Here is a 16,735-nt window from a genome sequence, read left to right as displayed (position 1 = left end):
AGGGAGGTACTTTGCGCTTTCCTTCGCTGGCATTATCCAGATCAGGTACGAAGGGTATCTCTCACCCGGATGACTGCTCCAGGACCCCTAGCGAACTGACAGCTTAGCATGAACCACAGCCAGCTGTCCCACCCGGCTGACCGTTTTACAACAGTGCAGGCCGAATCTACAAACTCAGCTCCAGCACCTTTCGGCTGACGGCGGGCGTCACTTCGCGCTGTTCGCCCAGGGCCGTCATGCCGTGCGCTTCCAGGGCGGACACGACGGCATCCACGCTGGCGTGATTCAGGCCGTAGTCGGCCAGACGCGTCTTGACGCCCATGTGGCGGAAGAAAAATTCCGTGCGCGCGATGGCCGCTTCGATGCGGCCATCCTCGTCGCCACCATCGAGACCCCAGACGCGGGCCGCGTACTGCAGCAGCTTGGCGCGCTTGGCCTGCTTGCGCACGCGCAGCATGCTGGGCAGGATGATGGCCAGGGTTTGTGCGTGGTCGAGTTCGTACAAGGCCGTCAATTCGTGGCCGATGGCGTGCGTGGACCAGTCCTGCGGCACGCCCACGCCGATCAGGCCGTTCAAGGCCAGGGTGGCGCTCCACATCACGTTGGCGCGCACGTCGTAGTCGTCCGGGTGCGACAGGGCCTTCGGGCCTTCCTCGATCAGGGTCAGCAGTATGCCTTCGGCGAAGCGGTCTTGCACCGACGCGTTCACGGGGTAGGTCAGGTATTGCTCCATCACATGCGCAAACGCATCGACGACGCCGTTGCCCACCTGGCGCAGCGGCAAGGTAAACGTTTTCGACGGGTCCAGCACGGAGAACTTCGGATACACCTTGCGGCTCATGAACGAGCGCTTTTCCTGCGTGGCCTTGCGCGTGATCACGGCCGAGCCATTCATTTCGGAACCCGTGGCCGGTAACGTCAAGACCGTGCCGAAGGGTAGGGCGGCCTCGACGATCTTGCCGCCTTTCGCCAGGATGTCCCAGGCCTCCCCCTCGTGCAGGGCGGCGGCGGCGATGAACTTGGTGCCATCGACCACGGAACCGCCGCCGACGGCCAGCAGGAAATCGATGCGCTCGCTTTTCACCATGGCCACGGCCTGCATCAGGGTTTCATAGCTGGGATTAGGTTCGATGCCGGAAAATTCCAGCAAGGTATGGCCGGCCAGCGCCGCCTTGACTTCATCGTAGACGCCATTCTGTTTGATGCTGCCGCCGCCATACGTCATGAGCACTCTGGCCTGCGGCGGGATCAGCGCCGTGATGGCGGCGATCTGGCCCTGGCCGAAGAGGATTTGCGTCGGGTTGTAAAAGTCGAAATTGAACATGAGACTCCTGCCGCTGAGGTTTAGGCTGTTGCTGAACCATGATTATGGCCGAACAGGTGGAAATGTGTCGTGGACGCTTGAGCTTTTCGTCCGCGCGGTGGAGAATGCAGCCGATGTCACCACCACGCGAAAAGGAATGCGCATGACCACCGTCCCACTGGAAGAAGCGGGCCTGCCGGCCACCGCGCTCGACATGCACCGCGCCATCGGCGCCACCATCGCCGCGCTGCAGGCGCTGGATTTGAACAGCCAGCGCTTCGAGGCGTGCACGGACCCGGAACTGCGCCGCGTACTCGCGCATGCGGGCGACACCAGCCGCAAGGAAGCGGCCATGCTGCTCGAATGGATGCGGCGCCGCGATGCGCGCCTGGATACTGCCATGAAGGAAGCGCTGTTCAAGGCGGGGCCGATTGTTGCCCAGTATCACTATGACGAGAAAATATTGTAACTATTGGTTTGTTGTTGTTGCGTACCATGCGCCACTTTGGCCTTGCTTCGCGTAGACTGTGCCCCTACTTAAATTTAAGGTCGGATAGCAGCGGCTGTCCGGCGTACTCCTGGGGTTTTTATATGAGATCATTACCATACCGAGAAGGCAGCTGGTTTGCCGTGCCCCTGCCGGGCGGCGGTTATGCCGTCGGCGTGGTGGCACGCAGGGCGCCAGCCGGGCGCATCATGCTGGCATATATGTTTGGGCCGAAGCGCGACAGCTTGCCTGCGCTGGAAGAGCTGGAAGGCTTGCGGCCGGAACAGGCCGTGCGCCGCCTGCGCACGGGCGACATGGCCCTGCTCAACGAGCGCTGGCCCCTGCTGGGCGACAGCCACCACTGGGACCGCGATGCCTGGCCCATGCCAGCCTTTATCCGCCGCAATGAATCCCTGCAGCGCGCCTGGCGCGCCAGTTATGCGGACGCCGACCCTGCCAAGCTGAACCGTGAGGAATCGATCCCCTTCGATACGCCGGGCATGGAAAGCGATTCCCTGTATGGCTATGGTGCGACGGAATTGTTGATGAATAAACTGCTGGCGCCGGAACCGGCGTCCGCCTGAACGGCAGGGAACGGCACAGCCGTGCCGTTCCCTGCGTTTATACCGCTGGCAAGCTGATCTGAAACGCCAGGCCGCCGCCTTCGCGGTTGCGCACTTGTAATTCGGCGCCATGGCGCAGCAGCACGCGGTCGACGATGGCCAGACCCAAGCCGGCGCCATTGGCCTGTCCGCGCGCCGTGTCGAGGCGGGTGAACGGTTTCATCAGCTGTTCGATCTTTTCCGCCGGCACGCCCGTGCCGTGATCCTGTACCTCGATGATCACCTTTTTCGCACCGTGGCTGGTGCGCACCTGGCAAGTGATGTCGATTTCCGTCATGTCGCTGCCCGGCGTCTTGCCATAGCGGCGCGCATTTTCGATCAGGTTGTTCAGCACGCGGCGCAAATCGGTGGGGTTGCCCATCGCATGCGCACCGTCGGCGATGCTGGCGTTGATCTTCAGGTCCGACAAGCGCATGGCTTCGCGCGTCATGTCGCTGAGCAGGCCGCTCAGGTCGACATCGGTAAAGCTCGACGCTTCCGTCGGCCTGGCATAGTCGAGGAACTGGCCGATGATGGCGTCCATTTGCCCGATATCGGACTGGATGCCCTCGCGCGCCTCGTCCGACAGATTCGCCATTTCCACTTCCAGCTGCATGCGCGCCAGCGGCGTGCGCAAGTCGTGCGAAATACCGGCCAAAATCACGGCGCGGTCCGATTCCACCTGTTTCAGATCGTCGACCATCTGGTTGAAGCTGCGGTTCGCCTCGATGATTTCGATCGGGCCCTTTTCCGGTAGCGGGGTCGGTTGCTTGCCCTTGGCGATGTCGCGCGCGGCCGCCGTCAGGCGCGACAGCGGCAGATTGATCAGGCTGGAAATGATGGCCGCGCCCAGCAGGGACAGCAGCGACACCAGGCTGGCCCAGCCCAGCCACTGAAACCCCGTCAGGCCCCGAAGACGCTCGCGGTCCAGCATCAGCCAGTACTCGTCGTCATCGATCTTGAAGCTGACCCAGAAGCCGGCCACGCCGTTGACGCGCGCGGAAAAGCGCGTGTCCTTGCCCAGTTTGGCCTTCACCAGCGCCTCGATATCGGGCATCAGGTAATTGTCGGGCGGCGGCTCGATGCGGTCGTCCTCTTCCAGCGAGAAGATGCGGATGCCTTCATTGCTGACGAGGTCGAACAGCAGCTCGCGCCGCAGCTCGGGAGCCGAGTGCGTCAATGCCGCATGCGTGATGGTGACGACGGAAATGATCTGGGCGGAAATCTGCTGCGCCTGCGGCTCACGCTGGATGAAGGAAATCATGCTGAACCAGGCGATCATGCTGACCGTGGTCAAGGTGCCGAGCAACAAAAAGGTGCGCCAGAACAAGCCGCTTTTCAGCCGCGCCAGGCTGATATCGGGAAAAAGCTTCATCATGCCTCGCCAGCGATCAGCGCGGCTGTCCGTCCGGGATGAAGACGTAGCCGAGGCCCCACACGGTCTGGATGAACAGCGGGCTCGACGGATCGGGTTCGATCAGCTTGCGCAGGCGCGAGATTTGCACGTCCAGGCTGCGGTCAAATACTTCGTATTCGCGGCCGCGCGCCAGTTCCATGAGTTTCTCGCGCGACAGCGGCTGGCGCGCATGGCGGGCAAACACTTTCAGCACAGAAAACTCACCGGTCGTCAGCGGCACCGTTTCGCCATTCTTTTTCAGGGTACGCGTGCCGAGGTCCAGCACGAAGTCGCCGAATTCGAAGGTTTGCGGCGTTTCCGACGGCGCGCCCGGGATTTCATCGGGACCCTTGCGGCGCAGCACGGCGCCGATGCGGGCCACCAGTTCGCGCGGATTGAACGGTTTCGGCAGGTAGTCGTCGGCACCCATTTCCAGGCCTACGATGCGGTCCACGTCCTCGCCCTTGGCCGTCAGCATGATGATCGGCGTCTGGTCGCCCGCGCCGCGCAGGCGGCGGCAGATCGACAGGCCGTCTTCGCCCGGCAGCATCAGGTCGAGCACCAGCAGGTCGTAGCGTTCGCGCAGCCACAGCTTGTTCATGGCCGTTGCGCTCTCTGCCGTGAAGACATTGAAACCCTGTTCGGTCAGGTAGCGGCGCAGCAGGTCGCGCAGGCGCACATCGTCATCGACCACCATGATTTTTGCCTGGTGGCCGTGGATCGATTGCGTTGTTGTATTGCTGCCGGAAGTGGAGGTTGTGGTCATTTAGGGTGTCGTGTTATCTTATTTAGTTGCTATAGTAACGCCTCGCGCGGCGTCGGCAAGGGGCTGTGGCGACCCATTACAAAGTGTTACAAACTTTACCCAATTACTCTTACTGCACCGTGTAAAGCATCATACACTGGGGCCACAGTGGAAATCAGCTTTAAGTTTATACGGCATCGCGGAAGAGGAACTCAATGAATATCTTTACTAAAAAAATTCACACCGCTCCCAGCGCAGCTATTGCCGCACGTACGACTGTGCTGTCCGCATTTGCCGTTTGCTCCGTGTTTGCCGCCAGCCTGGCGTCAGCGCAAAACCAGCCGCCACCACGCCGTGACGACCAGCAGCAAATGCAGGCTCAGCGGTATGAACAGGTACAGCGCAGTAATAGCAATGATACGCGAGTGCGCGAACAGCGTGACGCACGCAGTTTCGACACGCGCGCCGAAGAGCAGCGCCGCGCCAACGAAGGCGCCGACGCCTCGCGCCGCACGGGCCGCATGACGCCCGACGAGCGCCGCGACCTGCGCCGCCAGATCAATGAAGTGGGCCAGGATATCTATTCCAACCCACCGCGCCGCTAGGCATCGCGCACCCCATCCGACAGGGCCATTTCGCAAGACATGGCCCTGTTTGCATCTGGCAAGCACATTTTTGCCGAGTCAGGCACACCGCCACGCCCCGTGATATTGTTCTAGTGCATTGAGGCAATTCTCTGACATTGTTGCTGGGGGAGGCAAGGCGTGAGCGACGACGACACACCGGTTCCTGATGCGGCCCCCGCAGGCGGCTTGCCGCACGGTATCGTCCAGCGCGACGAGGGCGTGTTCCTTGACTTGTCCCTGGCGCCGGCGCAGCTGCGCATTGCCGTCGACCAGTTGTTCCAGTCGGGCCAGCTGCTGGCCGGCCTCGATTACGGTTTGTTCCTGCTGACCCTGTTCCATGCCCCCGCGCCCCGCGCCGCGCCCAAGGGCGACGCCTTGCTGCGCATCGCCGTGCGCGTGGCGCCATTCCCGCCTCCGCGCCGCGCGCTGTATCAACAGGTCAAGATCCGTGGCGACAGCGCCGAGTTTTATTTTGAAGCCTTGTCTCCTGACGCGGATGGCCAGGTGCCGGCGCGGCGCGAGTTTGACGAGCTGGTGGCCGACCTGTGGTGCAAGGGCGTGCACTACGGCATCGATAGCGCGGCTGTGCGCGCCATGCTCGCCAGCGGCAAGACCGAGCGCATCACGGTGGCGCGGGTGCTGCCGCCGCAGCCGGGGCGCGACGCCCAGCTCGTTGAAGTGTCGCAAGGCATACACCGCGACGATGCGCCGCGCGAACGCTCCGATGGCCGTCTGGATTTGCTCAGCTTCAAGAACCGCTTTCCACAAGTGAAAAAACACGCGCGCCTGCTGCGTCTGCTGCCGGGCATGCCCGGCTTGCCCGGCTATGACCTGGCCGGCACGCTGCTGCCGCCGCCCGCACCGCTGGAACTGGACCTGCTCACGGTGGCGGGGGCAGGCACGGCGGTCGAGCATTTCAGCGATGGCGATTTCCTCGTCGCCACCCAGGATGGGTATGTGAATGTCGATGAGCACGGCAAGATGTCGATCGAAAACAAGATCGTCAGCCGCGAAGGCGTCAGCAGTCGCACCACGGGTAATTTGAAGCTGCGCGCCGCCTACGAGGAGTATGGCGAAGTGCAGGAGCAGCGCCAGCTCGACGGCAGCGATATCACCATCCATGGCGATGTGTATGGCCATCTGCACTCGCATGGCGGGTTAATATGGTTACAGCGCAACCTGGTGGGCGGCACGGCATTTAATGAACACGGCGACGTGCGCGTCGAGGGTGTCGCTTCCGGTTCCGTGCTGCAGGCGCTGAGCGGCGAAGTGCATGTGAAGCGTGCGGAAAGCTGCGTCATCGCCGGCACGCGCGTGGTGATCGACAGCGCCAGCAATTGCGAGATCATTGCCGACGAGGTCGTCATCGAACTGGCCGAAGGCTGCGCCGTGGCGGCGCGCACCATCCGCATTGGCAGCGCCGGTCCCCGCAAGCAGGTGGAGATGCTGCTGTTCCCCCTGGTGCCCGATTTGAGCGCCCTGGAACAAAAGATCGCGGAAAGCCTGGCCAAGGCCGCGCAATACCAGCAGGTGCAGCACAAGCGCCAGCAGGAAATCGATGCCATCGCGCAATTACCCGAGGTACGCAATTACTTGACCCTGGCGGGCCAGCTGCGGCGCGGCGAATTGCAGCTGCAGCCAACGCAACAGCTGCAGTACGACAAGCTGGCCGCGCGCATCGCCCCGGTGCTGAAGGAAGTGGCGCGGCTGCGCGTGGAAGTGAAACAGTCGGAAATCCTGCATGCGCAAATGCTGGCGCTGGTGGCGCAAGTGCGCCAGGAGCGGCAGGCGACGGCTCGCCAGTCGCGCTGTACCCTGGGCCTGGTCGATGGCGAAACGACGGTACGCGCCCTCGTCGTGCCACCCGGACCAGCCAAGGTCTACGACCGGCCGCCGAAAGAAATCAAGGCCTTGCTGCGCAGCGCCACGCCGGCCACGCAGCCCGTGTTTGCGGACAGCACAGGCAGCCTTGAGTGGACTTACCAGCCTCCACCCTGATCAGTCGATAACCTTGCCGCGAGACTGTTTGAGGACGCTATGCGTGCTCTTGCTGTCGAGACGGCGCCGCTGCGAGCTGCGCGTGGGCTTGGTGGCGCGGCGCACGGCGGGCAGGAAGGTCACGCTGTCGATGATTTCCTGCAAGCGCCGCAAGGCTTCTTCCTTGTTCTGCTCCTGGCTGCGCGACTGCTGCGCCTTGAGCACCAGTACGCCATCCTTGCTGATGCGGCTGTCGCGCAGGGCCAGCAGCCGCTCCTTGTACGCTTCCGGCAGCGACGAGGCGGCGATGGGGAAGCGCAAATGGATGGCGCTGGACACCTTGTTGACGTTCTGCCCGCCCGGCCCCTGGGCGCGGATGGCGGAAAATTCAACTTCAGCGGGATTGACGAGGTGTTGCATGGCCTGCCTGTGGGGAAACGATGTGGGTATTGTAAGGGAAGATGGCTGCGCCGGCGCAAGGCCGTGGCCGCATCCGCTGATGTCTTCCTGGAGAATTGATGTTTCTCAACGCCGTCTGCGGTGATGCTGGTTAGCATGGGCCAACGTTGCGCCACTGCGCATCCTGGCAGCGCTTACCGGATGAAAGGAACACCATGCAGCCCACGACTACGCCTGGCGCCGCAACTGCGCAATACCTGACGCAGTACTTGAGTTTCCGGCTGGGCGGCCTGGAATACGGCCTCGATTACCGTTGCGTGCGGGAATTGCGTCCGCTGAAGGAACTCGACCGCTTTTCCGAGGAAGGGGAAGTGCTGCACAGCGTGGCTGTCTCGCGCGGCGTGATCATCCCCATCGTCGACATGCGCGCCGCGTTCGGCAGCGCCCACGGCGCGCCCGATCCGGCCACCGACGTGATCATCTTGCAGTTGAGCAATGGCGTGATGGGCATGGTGGTCGATGGCGTCACCGATATCGTCAGCCTGGACGCCAGCGACATCGCCGCCGTGCCCGGCCTGGGCGAGGCGGAAGCCGATTACCTGCTGGGCCTGGGCACGGTGGCGGGGCGCCGATTGATTCTCGTCGAAATCGACCGCCTGATGGCGATCCGCAGCCCCAGCCCCATGCAGGCAGCCTAAAAAAAAGACGACCCGAAAGTCGTCTTTGTGTTTTGCGTTAGCCGAGTTTTTCTAACTGATCCTGCAAATCGAGCCATTCCGCTTCCAGCTGCGCCAGGTCCTTGGTGAAGAAGGTCTGGTCGGCCAGCAATTGCTTGAGCTTGGCCTTGTTGGCTGCGTCGTAGATGGTCGGCTCGCCCAGCTTGGCTTCCGTTTCCGCCTTTTGCGCGTTGCGCTTGGCAATCTGCTCTTCCTGGCGCTTGATCTTGTTTTCGATCGGCTTGCGCAGAGCGGCGGCCTTCTGACGGTCTTCCGCTTCCTGGCGCTTGTCGCGCACGGGCGCGGCAGGGGCGGCCGCTACCGGCGAAGGTACGGAAGAAGTCACAGGGAAGTCCGTCTTGTTGGCCTTGCCGGCGGCCGGCAGCACGTCCGTACCCTTGCCCAGCTTGGTCTTGAACAGCCAATCCTTGTAGTCGTCCAGGTCGCCGTCGAACGGTTGCAGCTTGCCGTCAGCCACGATGATGAATTCGTCGGTGGTGGCGCGCAGCAAATGGCGATCATGGGAAACGACAACCAGGGTGCCTTCGAACTGGGCCAGCGCTTCCGTCAGCGCTTCGCGCGTTTCCAGATCCAGATGGTTGGTCGGTTCATCGAGCAGCAGCAGGTTCGGACGCTGCCAGACGATCAGCGCCAGCGCCAAACGGGCTTTTTCGCCGCCCGAGAACGGTGCGATCGAGGCCGTGACCATGTTGCCGGGGAAGTTGAAGCCGCCCAGGAAGTTGCGCAGTTCCTGCTCGCGCACGGTCGGGGCGATCTTCGACAGATGCCACAGCGGCGATTCGTCGTGGCGCAGCATTTCCACCTGGTGCTGGGCGAAGTAACCGATGTTCAAGCCCTTGCCCATGGTGGCGTCGCCCGTCAGCGGCATCAGTTCGCCGGCGATGGTCTTGATCAGGGTCGACTTGCCGGCGCCGTTCTGGCCCAAGAGGCCGATGCGCTGGCCGATCTGCAGCGAAAACTTGATGCCGTTGACGATGGTCTTGTGCGTGATTTCGCCCGTCGCTTCGTTTTCGATCTTGTAGCCCGCATCGACGTCTTCCATCACCAGCAGAGGATTCGGTGCGCTCAAAGGCTCGCGGAATTCGAACGAGAATTCGGCGGCGGCGCGCAAGGGCGCCAGCTCTTCCATCTTCGCCAGCGCCTTCATGCGGCTTTGCGCCTGGCGGGCCTTCGAAGCTTGCGCCTTGAAGCGGTTCACGAACGATTCCAGGTGGGCGCGCTTGCGTTGCTGTTTTTCCAGGGCGCCGGCGGCCAGGATCATCTGCGCCGCGCGTTGGCGCTCGAAGCTCGAGTAGTTGCCCGAATAGCGTTTCAGCTTGCGTTCGTCAATATGCACGACCACGTTGACCACTTCATCGAGGAAGTCGCGGTCATGGGAAATGATCAGCAAGGTACCGGCGTAGCGTTTCAGCCAGTCTTCCAGCCAGATGATGGCGTCCAGATCCAAGTGATTGGTCGGTTCATCGAGCAGCAGCAGGTCAGACGGGCACATCAGCGCCTGCGCCAGATTCAAACGCATGCGCCAGCCGCCGGAAAAACTCGCCACCGGTTGCTGCATCTGGTCCAGGGTAAAGCCCAGGCCCAGCAGCAATTGCTCACCGCGCGACTGCACGGTATACGCGTCGGCATCGGCCATGGCGCTGTAGATTTCGCCGATGGCGATACCGTTTTCCGACGTGGCCGGCTCCGATTCCAGGCGCGTCAGTTCCGCTTCCAGTTTGCGCAGGGTGATGTCGCCATCGATCGCATAGTCGAGCGCGGCGCGGTCCAGCGGCGGCGTTTCCTGCGCCACGTAAGCCACGCGCCACTTGGCCGGGAAATCGATCTCGCCCTGGTCAGGGTGCAATTCGCCACGCATCATGGCGAACAGGCTCGATTTGCCCGCGCCATTGGCGCCGATCAGGCCGATCTTGTCGCCCGGATTGAGGGTGACATCGACTTGTTCGAGCAACGGTTTGATGCCGCGCATCAGGCTTACTTGTAGGAAACGTATCATTTTTTTCTTTGTGTTGTAAATTAAGGCGCTGCGCGCTGATGCCAGCGTTTATGCCAGCTTGAGCTGCTCGGCCGTCAGCAGGAATACCATGTCGTCGCCGGCGCTCGTCGTCAGCCAGGTCAGGCCCAGCTCGCCGAAAGCCGCTTCCGCGTATGCGCGTTCGTTGCCGATTTCAATCATCAGGATGCCATCGTCCGTCAGGCGCTCGGCCGCACCGGCGATGATCTTGCGCACCAGGTCCATACCGTCGCTGCCGCCGTCGAGGGCGATTTGCGGTTCGGCCAGGTATTCCTGGGGCAGGGCGCCCATCGACGCGGAATTCACGTAGGGCGGGTTGCTGATGATCAAATCATATTTCTTGGCCGGCACGTTCGCGTACAGGTCCGATTCGATCAAGGTGACGCGGTCCTGCAATTTATACGTGTCGACGTTGCGCTTGGCCACGGCCAGCGCATCGGCGGAAATGTCCACGGCGTCGACGGCGGCGTTCGGGAAGGCGTCGGCCATCATGATGGAGAGGCAGCCCGAACCGGTGCACAGTTCCAGGATGTTTTCCACGGCTTCCGGTTCCGCCACCCATGGCGAAAAGTATTCAGGGATCAGCTCGGCGATGAAGGAGCGGGGCACGATCACGCGCTCGTCCACATAGAAATTGTACGTGCCCAGCCAGCCTTCCTTGGTGATGTAGGCGGCTGGCACGCGGTCGATGCTGCGGCGGTCGATGACCGTCATCACGCTGGCCACTTCCGACGGCAGCAATTTAGCGTCGAGAAAAGGTTCGAGCTTGTCGAGTGGCAACTTCAAGGTGTGCAGGATCAGATAGGCCGCTTCGTCGAACGCTTCGGCGCTGCCGTGGCCGAAAAACAGCTTGGCAGTATTAAAACGGGTAACGGCGTAGCGCAGCAGGTCGCGTGGCGTGGAAAACGGGTTCGGGGTCATGGCATTCTCGAAAAGACGGTGTTCTGGCCCGCCGTGACGGGCCTCGGTATTCTGGTTCAGACGGGCAGCAAATGCTCCAGCGTGCGCCGGTAAATATTCTTCAGGGGATCGATGTGGCGCAGTTCGATGTGCTCGTCGATCTTGTGAATACTGGCATTGGGCGGCCCGAATTCTATCACTTGGGGGCAGATTTGCGCGATAAACCGGCCATCCGAGGTGCCGCCCGTGGTCGACAGCTCCGTCGTGATGCCCGTTTCTTCCAGGATGGCGGCGGACAGCGCATCGCTCAAGGTGCCGCGCGGCGTGAGGAAGGGCAGGCCGCTGAGGGTCCACTGCAAAGCGTATTCCAAGTCATGCTTGTCGAGGATGGCGTGGACCCGTTCCTGCAAGCTTTCCGCCGTGCTGGCCGTGGAAAAGCGGAAGTTGAAGTCGATCACCATGTCGCCAGGAATCACGTTGTTGGCGCCCGTGCCTGCGTTGATATTCGACATTTGCCACGAGGTCGGCAGGTAGTACTCATTGCCGGCATCCCATTTTTCCTCGACCAGGTCGGCCAGTGCCTGCGCCGCTTCGTGGATCGGGTTTTTCGCCAGGTGCGGGTAGGCGATATGGCCTTGCACGCCCTTGATCGTCAATCGGCCCGACAGCGAACCACGGCGGCCATTCTTGATCATGTCGCCCAGTTGCGCGCTCGACGTGGGCTCGCCCACCAGGCAATAATCGATCTGCTCGCCGCGCTCTTTCAACTTGTCGCAGACGATGACGGTGCCGTCCGTGGCCGGGCCTTCCTCGTCGCTGGTGATCAGGAAAGCGATCGATCCTGTGTGCTCGGGCGTGGCGGCGATGAACTCTTCACAGGCCACCACCATGGCGGCGATCGACGTCTTCATGTCGGCCGCGCCACGGCCGTACAGCTTGCCGTCGCGGTGCGTGGGAATGAACGGCAGCGAGCGCCATTGCTCGACGGGGCCGGTCGGCACCACGTCCGTATGGCCGGCAAAGACGAACACGGGCGAGCTCAATCCGCGGCGCGCCCACAGGTTGGTGACGTCGTTCGACTGTATCGTCTCGCAGACAAAGCCCAGCGGCGTGAGGAGGTCGATCAGGTGCTGCTGGCAGCCCTTGTCGTCGGGCGTGACCGAGGACAGGGCGATCAGTTTTTCGGTCAGGGCGAGGGTTTTGGAGGTGGTCATGAGTAAGGTCGTGCCGGCAACATCGTTCCGGTGGTCAACTAGAGGGTTACAGCGAGAAAATGGTCTTGTACTGCGCATCCGAAAACGCCACGCTGAACTTTCCATCCTTGTCCAGCACCGGGCGCTTGATGATGGACGGGTTTTCCAGCATCAGGTCCACGGCGCTGGCCGCATCGGTGATGGAGGCCTTGCGTTCGTCGGACAGGGCGCGCCAGGTCGTGCCTTTCTTGTTGACCAGCACATCCCACGGCAATTGCTGCAGCCATGCCTCGACAGTAGCGCGTTCCAGGCCCTGCTTCTTGAAGTCGTGGAAAGTGAAATCGAGTTGTTGCGCGGCCAGCCAGGTGCGGGCCTTTTTGACGGTATCGCAGTTGGGGATACCGTAGAGTGTAATGGTCGTCATGGGTAGGGCTAAGGGGAATGAATGCGGTTCGCTTGATCGCGGCGCTTGCGCCAGAGCAAAATGCGATGTTAGCCGCCATTATACAGTCGATGCGCAGTCGATGCGGCAGTGCAACACGCCCCAGTGCTTTCCCCTACACAGGCCGTGGCGCCGTCTTCCCCGATTCGGCCGGACCGAAATGCAGGCCCAGTCGCAAGGCCAGGGCGCGCAGGGCGCCGCTCTCCTGCAAGTGCAGGGCCAGCGCGATGTGGCCGTCGGGGCGCACGAGGTAGGCCGCGTCGCGACCCAGGCCGGCCAGCTTGGCGGCAACGTTGTAGGTATAGCAATGCACGGGCAGCTTCAGCACGCGCGCTTCGCCGAGCAGCTCGGGCGCCGCTTCGCCATAGATGTGCAATTGCCAATCCATGCTGCGCAAGGCCGTGAAATTGTCTTGCGTGCCGTCCGAGAACCATGGCAGGCGGTCGCCGCCGCGCAGGTATTCCGCGTGGCCTGCGGAGAGGGCGCTGTCTTCATAGCTGATCTGGATTTGCGACACCGTCTGGAACAGCAAACGGCGCGCCCGCCCGAAGCCCGAGAGGAAGGGCAGCGCGTGCGGCACCAGCCAGCGGCGCAGAAATTGCCCGGCCATGCCTTGCGCGACAATGGCCTGGAAGGCGCGGTCGGTGGTGGCGACGAGTTTGCGGGCAAACACGATGCGCTCGCTTTCATAGGTGTCGAGCAAGGCGTCGTTGCTCTGCCCCCGCAGCTTTTGCGCCAGTTTCCAGGCCAGGTTGACGGCGTCGCCCAAGCCCGTGTTCATGCCCTGGCCGCCCACGGGGCTGTGCAGATGGGCCGCGTCGCCGAGGATGAAGCAGCGCCGTTCGCGGAACTGCTCCGCTACCCGGTGGTGGACTTTATAGGTGGAAAACCAGTTGATGTGCTCGACATGGATATTCAGCAAGCTTTCCACCTGCTCCCGCACGTCGTCAAAGACGGGCGTCGGCGCGCCATCGGGGCGGTCGGGCAGGATGCCAATCAGGCGCTGCATGCCGCTGGTGCGCACGGGCAGCATCAGGGCGAAAGAGTTCGCGCCCAGGTGAGCGTGCAAATCCGTATTGTTGCCGGCCACTTGTGCATCGGCCACGTAGTACAGGTGGTTGTAGGTGCCGCCAGAAAAGTCGAAACCGGCGATTTCGCGGACCTTGCTGCGGGCGCCGTCGCAGCCGCAGATGTAATCAAACGTGCAATATTGGCGCTCGCCATTGTTGAGCAGAATGGCTTGCACTTCGCTATCGTCCTGCGTCCACAGGTCCAGCGCCACATTCCATTCCACATACACGCCGGCCGCCGCCAGCTTGCTGATAAGAAAGCGTTCATGCTCATCCTGCGGGAGGCTCAGCACGAAAGGGTAGGGGCTCAGCCCTTCGCCGATCTCGCCCAGCGCCAGTTTCACCAGTTCTTCTCCCCCTTCATGGATGTGCATGGCATTGATCTTGATGCCCAGGCTGACCAGCTCATCGGCAAAGCCCAGTTGCTGGTAAAACTCCAGGGTGCGCGCATGCACGGCCATGGCCCGCGACGCCTGCCCGGGACCGCTGTTCTTGTCGATGATGCGGCAATCGACGCCATGGCGCGCCAGGCGCAAGGCAAGCATGAGGCCGGTAGGGCCGGCGCCGACGATCAATACGGGAGGAGTATTCATGCCATCCAGTATAGGACAGGATGGCGCAAGGCTGCGGGACGATTGAAGTTGCTAACCGGAAATGAAAATGTCCCGCCTAAGCGGGACATTCAGGGTGCTGCGTGCGCCTTGTGGTGCAGTATTTAGATGCCGCGCAGCAGCTCGTTGATCCCCGTTTTTGCGCGGGTTTTTGCATCCACGCGCTTGACGATCACGGCGCAGTACAGCGAGTACTTGCCGTCTTCCGATGGCAGGTTGCCGGAGACCACGACGGAACCGGCTGGCACGCGGCCGTAGGTGACTTCGCCCGTGGCGCGGTCGTAGATCTTGGTCGACTGGCCGATGTACACGCCCATCGAGATGACCGAGTTTTCCTCGACGATCACGCCTTCGACGATTTCCGAACGGGCGCCGATGAAGCAGTTGTCTTCGATGATGGTCGGGTTCGCTTGCATTGGTTCCAGCACGCCGCCGATGCCGACGCCGCCGGACAGGTGGACGTTCTTGCCGATCTGGGCGCAGGAGCCGACGGTGGCCCAGGTGTCGACCATGGCGCCTTCATCGACGTAGGCGCCGATGTTGACGTAGGACGGCATCAGCACGACGTTCTTGGCGATGAAGCTGCCGCGGCGGGCGACGGCTGGCGGCACCACGCGGAAGCCGCCCTTGGCGAAGTCTTCCTGGGTGTAGTTGGCGAACTTGGTCGGGACCTTGTCGTAGAACTGCATCGTGCCATCCGATGGCAGGACGACGTTGTCTTCCAGGCGGAACGACAGCAGCACGGCTTTCTTGACCCATTGGTTGACGACCCAGTCGCCCGAGGTTTTTTCCGCCACGCGGATGCTGCCGTTGTCCAGGCCATTGATGACATGGGATACGGCGTCGCGCAGTTCGGCCGTGCCGTTGCCTGGATTGATCTCGGCGCGGTTTTCCCAGGCCTGGTCGATGATGTTTTGCAGTTGTTGGCTCATGATGATGTCTTGTTTATGTAGGGGTTGATGCGGATGCGGAAAGCTGCTGGCAGAATTTTACTATGCGCAACGCTGCTTCCAGCCCTTCGGCCGTTTCGGCCACCAGGGCCATGCGGATGCGGTTGCGGCCCGGATTGATGCCGTGCGCGTCGCGCGCCAGGTAACTGCCAGGCAATACCGTCACATTATATTCGGCGTACAGGCGTTGCGCGAATTCGGTGTCGGACAGTCCCGTGCGGCTGACGTCGGCCCACAGGTAGAAACCGGCGTCCGGCAATTGCACGTCCATCACCGCTTGCAGCAGCGGCGTGATGGCGTCGAACTTGGCGCGGTACTTGGCGCGATTTTCCTCGACATGGGTTTCGTCGTTCCAGGCCGCGACGGAGGCCGCCTGCACGGCGGGGCTCATGGCGCCGCCGTGGTAGGTTCGGTAGAGCAGGAATTTTTTCAGTACTTCCGCGTCGCCGGCGACGAAGCCCGAGCGCATGCCCGGCACGTTCGAGCGCTTCGACAGGCTGGAAAACACCACCAGGCGCGCATACGGGCGCTCGACTGTGGACAGGCCCAGCATGTGCGCCGCCTGCAGCGCGCCCAGCGGGGGCGTGTCGCCGTGGTAAATCTCGGAATAGCACTCGTCGGCGGCGATGACGAAATCGTAGCGCTCGGACAGGGCAAACAGGTGTTCCCAGTCTGTCAGGGTCAGCACGGCGCCCGTCGGGTTGCCGGGCGAACACAGGAACAGCAGCTTGACCTTTTCCCACACGGAGGCGGGCACGCTGTCGTAGTCGCAGCCGAAATTGCGTGCCGGATCGGAATTGACGAAATAGGGTTCGGCGCCGGCCAGGTAGGCCGCGCCTTCATAGATCTGGTAAAACGGGTTCGGGCTAATCACCAGCGAACCGGCCGATGGATCGATCACCGTTTGCGCCAGCGCAAACAGCGCTTCGCGCGAACCGTTCACGGGCAGGATTTGCGTGGCAGGATTGAGCTTGGGGATGCCGTAGCGGCGTTCCAGCCAGCCGGCGATGGCGCTGCGCAAGGCTTCCGAGCCGATGGTGGTCGGATAGCTGGCCAGGCCGTGGATATTGTCGGTCAATGCCTGCTCGATGAAGGCTGGCGTCGGGTGCTTGGGTTCGCCCATGCCCAGGCTGATGGGCGCATACTCGGGGTTGACCGTCACGCTGGCAAACAACTGGCGCAGCTTTTCAAATGGATATGGTTGCAGTTTAGCAAGAAGTGGATTCACGGAACGGACCAGGGCAAGAGTGGAAAGGCGATGTTGCTCAGCGACTACTTGGCGC

General features: G+C 62.3%; 16 protein-coding genes and 1 riboswitch. Of the genes, 5 read left to right on the top strand and 11 right to left on the bottom strand.

All coding sequences use genetic code 11. The features are described 5' to 3' along the window. Position 1: 1 nt before the first annotated feature. Positions 2 to 99: riboswitch (TPP riboswitch) on the bottom strand. 67 nt (positions 100 to 166) lie between these two features. Continuing rightward, positions 167 to 1,324 (bottom strand): iron-containing alcohol dehydrogenase, encoded by a 1,158-nt coding sequence (locus ACQ4WY_RS05725; RefSeq protein WP_436503180.1) that lies wholly within the window; start codon positions 1,322 to 1,324, stop codon positions 167 to 169. 142 nt (positions 1,325 to 1,466) lie between these two features. Between ACQ4WY_RS05725 and ACQ4WY_RS05720 the strand changes: the two genes are divergently transcribed. Further along, positions 1,467 to 1,772 (top strand): ferritin family protein, encoded by a 306-nt coding sequence (locus ACQ4WY_RS05720; RefSeq protein WP_226939388.1) that lies wholly within the window; start codon positions 1,467 to 1,469, stop codon positions 1,770 to 1,772. Positions 1,773 to 1,894: 122 nt separating this feature from the next. Continuing rightward, positions 1,895 to 2,374, top strand: coding sequence for an Imm26 family immunity protein (locus tag ACQ4WY_RS05715; protein WP_436503179.1), 480 nt, complete (start codon positions 1,895 to 1,897; stop codon positions 2,372 to 2,374). A gap of 37 nt (positions 2,375 to 2,411) precedes the next feature. Here the strand turns inward: ACQ4WY_RS05715 and ACQ4WY_RS05710 are convergent, their stop codons facing one another. Then, positions 2,412 to 3,770: a sensor histidine kinase family protein gene (locus tag ACQ4WY_RS05710; protein ID WP_436503178.1), complete on the bottom strand. Its 1,359-nt coding sequence runs from the start codon at positions 3,768 to 3,770 to the stop codon at positions 2,412 to 2,414. Between the two features lie 13 nt (positions 3,771 to 3,783). Then, positions 3,784 to 4,485 carry an osmolarity response regulator transcription factor OmpR gene (ompR, locus tag ACQ4WY_RS05705; protein WP_223278807.1) on the bottom strand — a complete coding sequence of 234 codons (702 nt, stop codon included), beginning with the start codon at positions 4,483 to 4,485 and terminating at the stop codon, positions 3,784 to 3,786. Between the two features lie 263 nt (positions 4,486 to 4,748). On the opposite strand from ompR, the gene ACQ4WY_RS05700 reads away from it, so the two are divergent. Both ACQ4WY_RS05700 and ACQ4WY_RS05695 read left to right on the top strand, forming a co-directional pair. After that, on the top strand, positions 4,749 to 5,138 hold the full coding sequence (locus ACQ4WY_RS05700; protein ID WP_353660807.1) for a hypothetical protein: 390 nt from the start codon (positions 4,749 to 4,751) through the stop codon (positions 5,136 to 5,138). A 159-nt stretch (positions 5,139 to 5,297) separates the two neighbouring features. Beyond that, complete coding sequence (locus ACQ4WY_RS05695) at positions 5,298 to 7,157, top strand: flagellar assembly protein A (protein ID WP_436503177.1); 1,860 nt, start codon at positions 5,298 to 5,300, stop codon at positions 7,155 to 7,157. Here ACQ4WY_RS05695 and arfB read toward each other — a convergent pair whose 3' ends face one another. Further along, positions 7,158 to 7,556, bottom strand: a complete 399-nt coding sequence (gene arfB, locus ACQ4WY_RS05690) for an alternative ribosome rescue aminoacyl-tRNA hydrolase ArfB (protein WP_034779396.1) — start codon at positions 7,554 to 7,556, stop codon at positions 7,158 to 7,160. It abuts the gene before it with no gap. A gap of 194 nt (positions 7,557 to 7,750) precedes the next feature. On the opposite strand from arfB, the gene ACQ4WY_RS05685 reads away from it, so the two are divergent. Continuing rightward, positions 7,751 to 8,233, top strand: a complete 483-nt coding sequence (locus ACQ4WY_RS05685; protein ID WP_436503176.1) for a chemotaxis protein CheW — start codon at positions 7,751 to 7,753, stop codon at positions 8,231 to 8,233. 37 nt (positions 8,234 to 8,270) lie between these two features. On the opposite strand, the gene ACQ4WY_RS05680 is transcribed toward ACQ4WY_RS05685, so the two are convergent. From ACQ4WY_RS05680 to dapC, 7 genes are all read right to left on the bottom strand, one after another. Then, positions 8,271 to 10,268: an ATP-binding cassette domain-containing protein gene (locus ACQ4WY_RS05680; protein WP_436503175.1), complete on the bottom strand. Its 1,998-nt coding sequence runs from the start codon at positions 10,266 to 10,268 to the stop codon at positions 8,271 to 8,273. 48 nt (positions 10,269 to 10,316) lie between these two features. After that, the gene (gene prmB, locus ACQ4WY_RS05675; RefSeq protein ID WP_131687273.1) at positions 10,317 to 11,207 is read right to left on the bottom strand and encodes a 50S ribosomal protein L3 N(5)-glutamine methyltransferase; all 891 of its coding nucleotides are present in this window, start codon (positions 11,205 to 11,207) and stop codon (positions 10,317 to 10,319) included. Between the two features lie 56 nt (positions 11,208 to 11,263). After that, a complete protein-coding gene (gene dapE, locus ACQ4WY_RS05670; protein WP_353660811.1) occupies positions 11,264 to 12,400 on the bottom strand; it encodes a succinyl-diaminopimelate desuccinylase in 1,137 nt (378 codons plus the stop codon). A 46-nt stretch (positions 12,401 to 12,446) separates the two neighbouring features. Beyond that, a complete protein-coding gene (locus tag ACQ4WY_RS05665; RefSeq protein ID WP_436503174.1) occupies positions 12,447 to 12,803 on the bottom strand; it encodes an ArsC family reductase in 357 nt (118 codons plus the stop codon). Positions 12,804 to 12,936: 133 nt separating this feature from the next. Further along, positions 12,937 to 14,484 (bottom strand): FAD-dependent monooxygenase, encoded by a 1,548-nt coding sequence (locus tag ACQ4WY_RS05660; RefSeq protein ID WP_436503173.1) that lies wholly within the window; start codon positions 14,482 to 14,484, stop codon positions 12,937 to 12,939. Between the two features lie 122 nt (positions 14,485 to 14,606). After that, positions 14,607 to 15,434 (bottom strand): 2,3,4,5-tetrahydropyridine-2,6-dicarboxylate N-succinyltransferase, encoded by an 828-nt coding sequence (gene dapD, locus ACQ4WY_RS05655; protein ID WP_151096474.1) that lies wholly within the window; start codon positions 15,432 to 15,434, stop codon positions 14,607 to 14,609. Positions 15,435 to 15,447: 13 nt separating this feature from the next. Next, complete coding sequence (gene dapC / locus ACQ4WY_RS05650; protein WP_436503172.1) at positions 15,448 to 16,680, bottom strand: succinyldiaminopimelate transaminase; 1,233 nt, start codon at positions 16,678 to 16,680, stop codon at positions 15,448 to 15,450. Between the last annotated feature and the right edge of the window lie 55 nt (positions 16,681 to 16,735).

Origin of the sequence: Janthinobacterium salmonicoloratum (assembly GCF_051380845.1) — a bacterium.
Lineage (GTDB): Bacteria > Pseudomonadota > Gammaproteobacteria > Burkholderiales > Burkholderiaceae_D > Janthinobacterium > Janthinobacterium lividum_F.
This window is presented reverse-complemented; position numbering and strand designations above follow the sequence as displayed.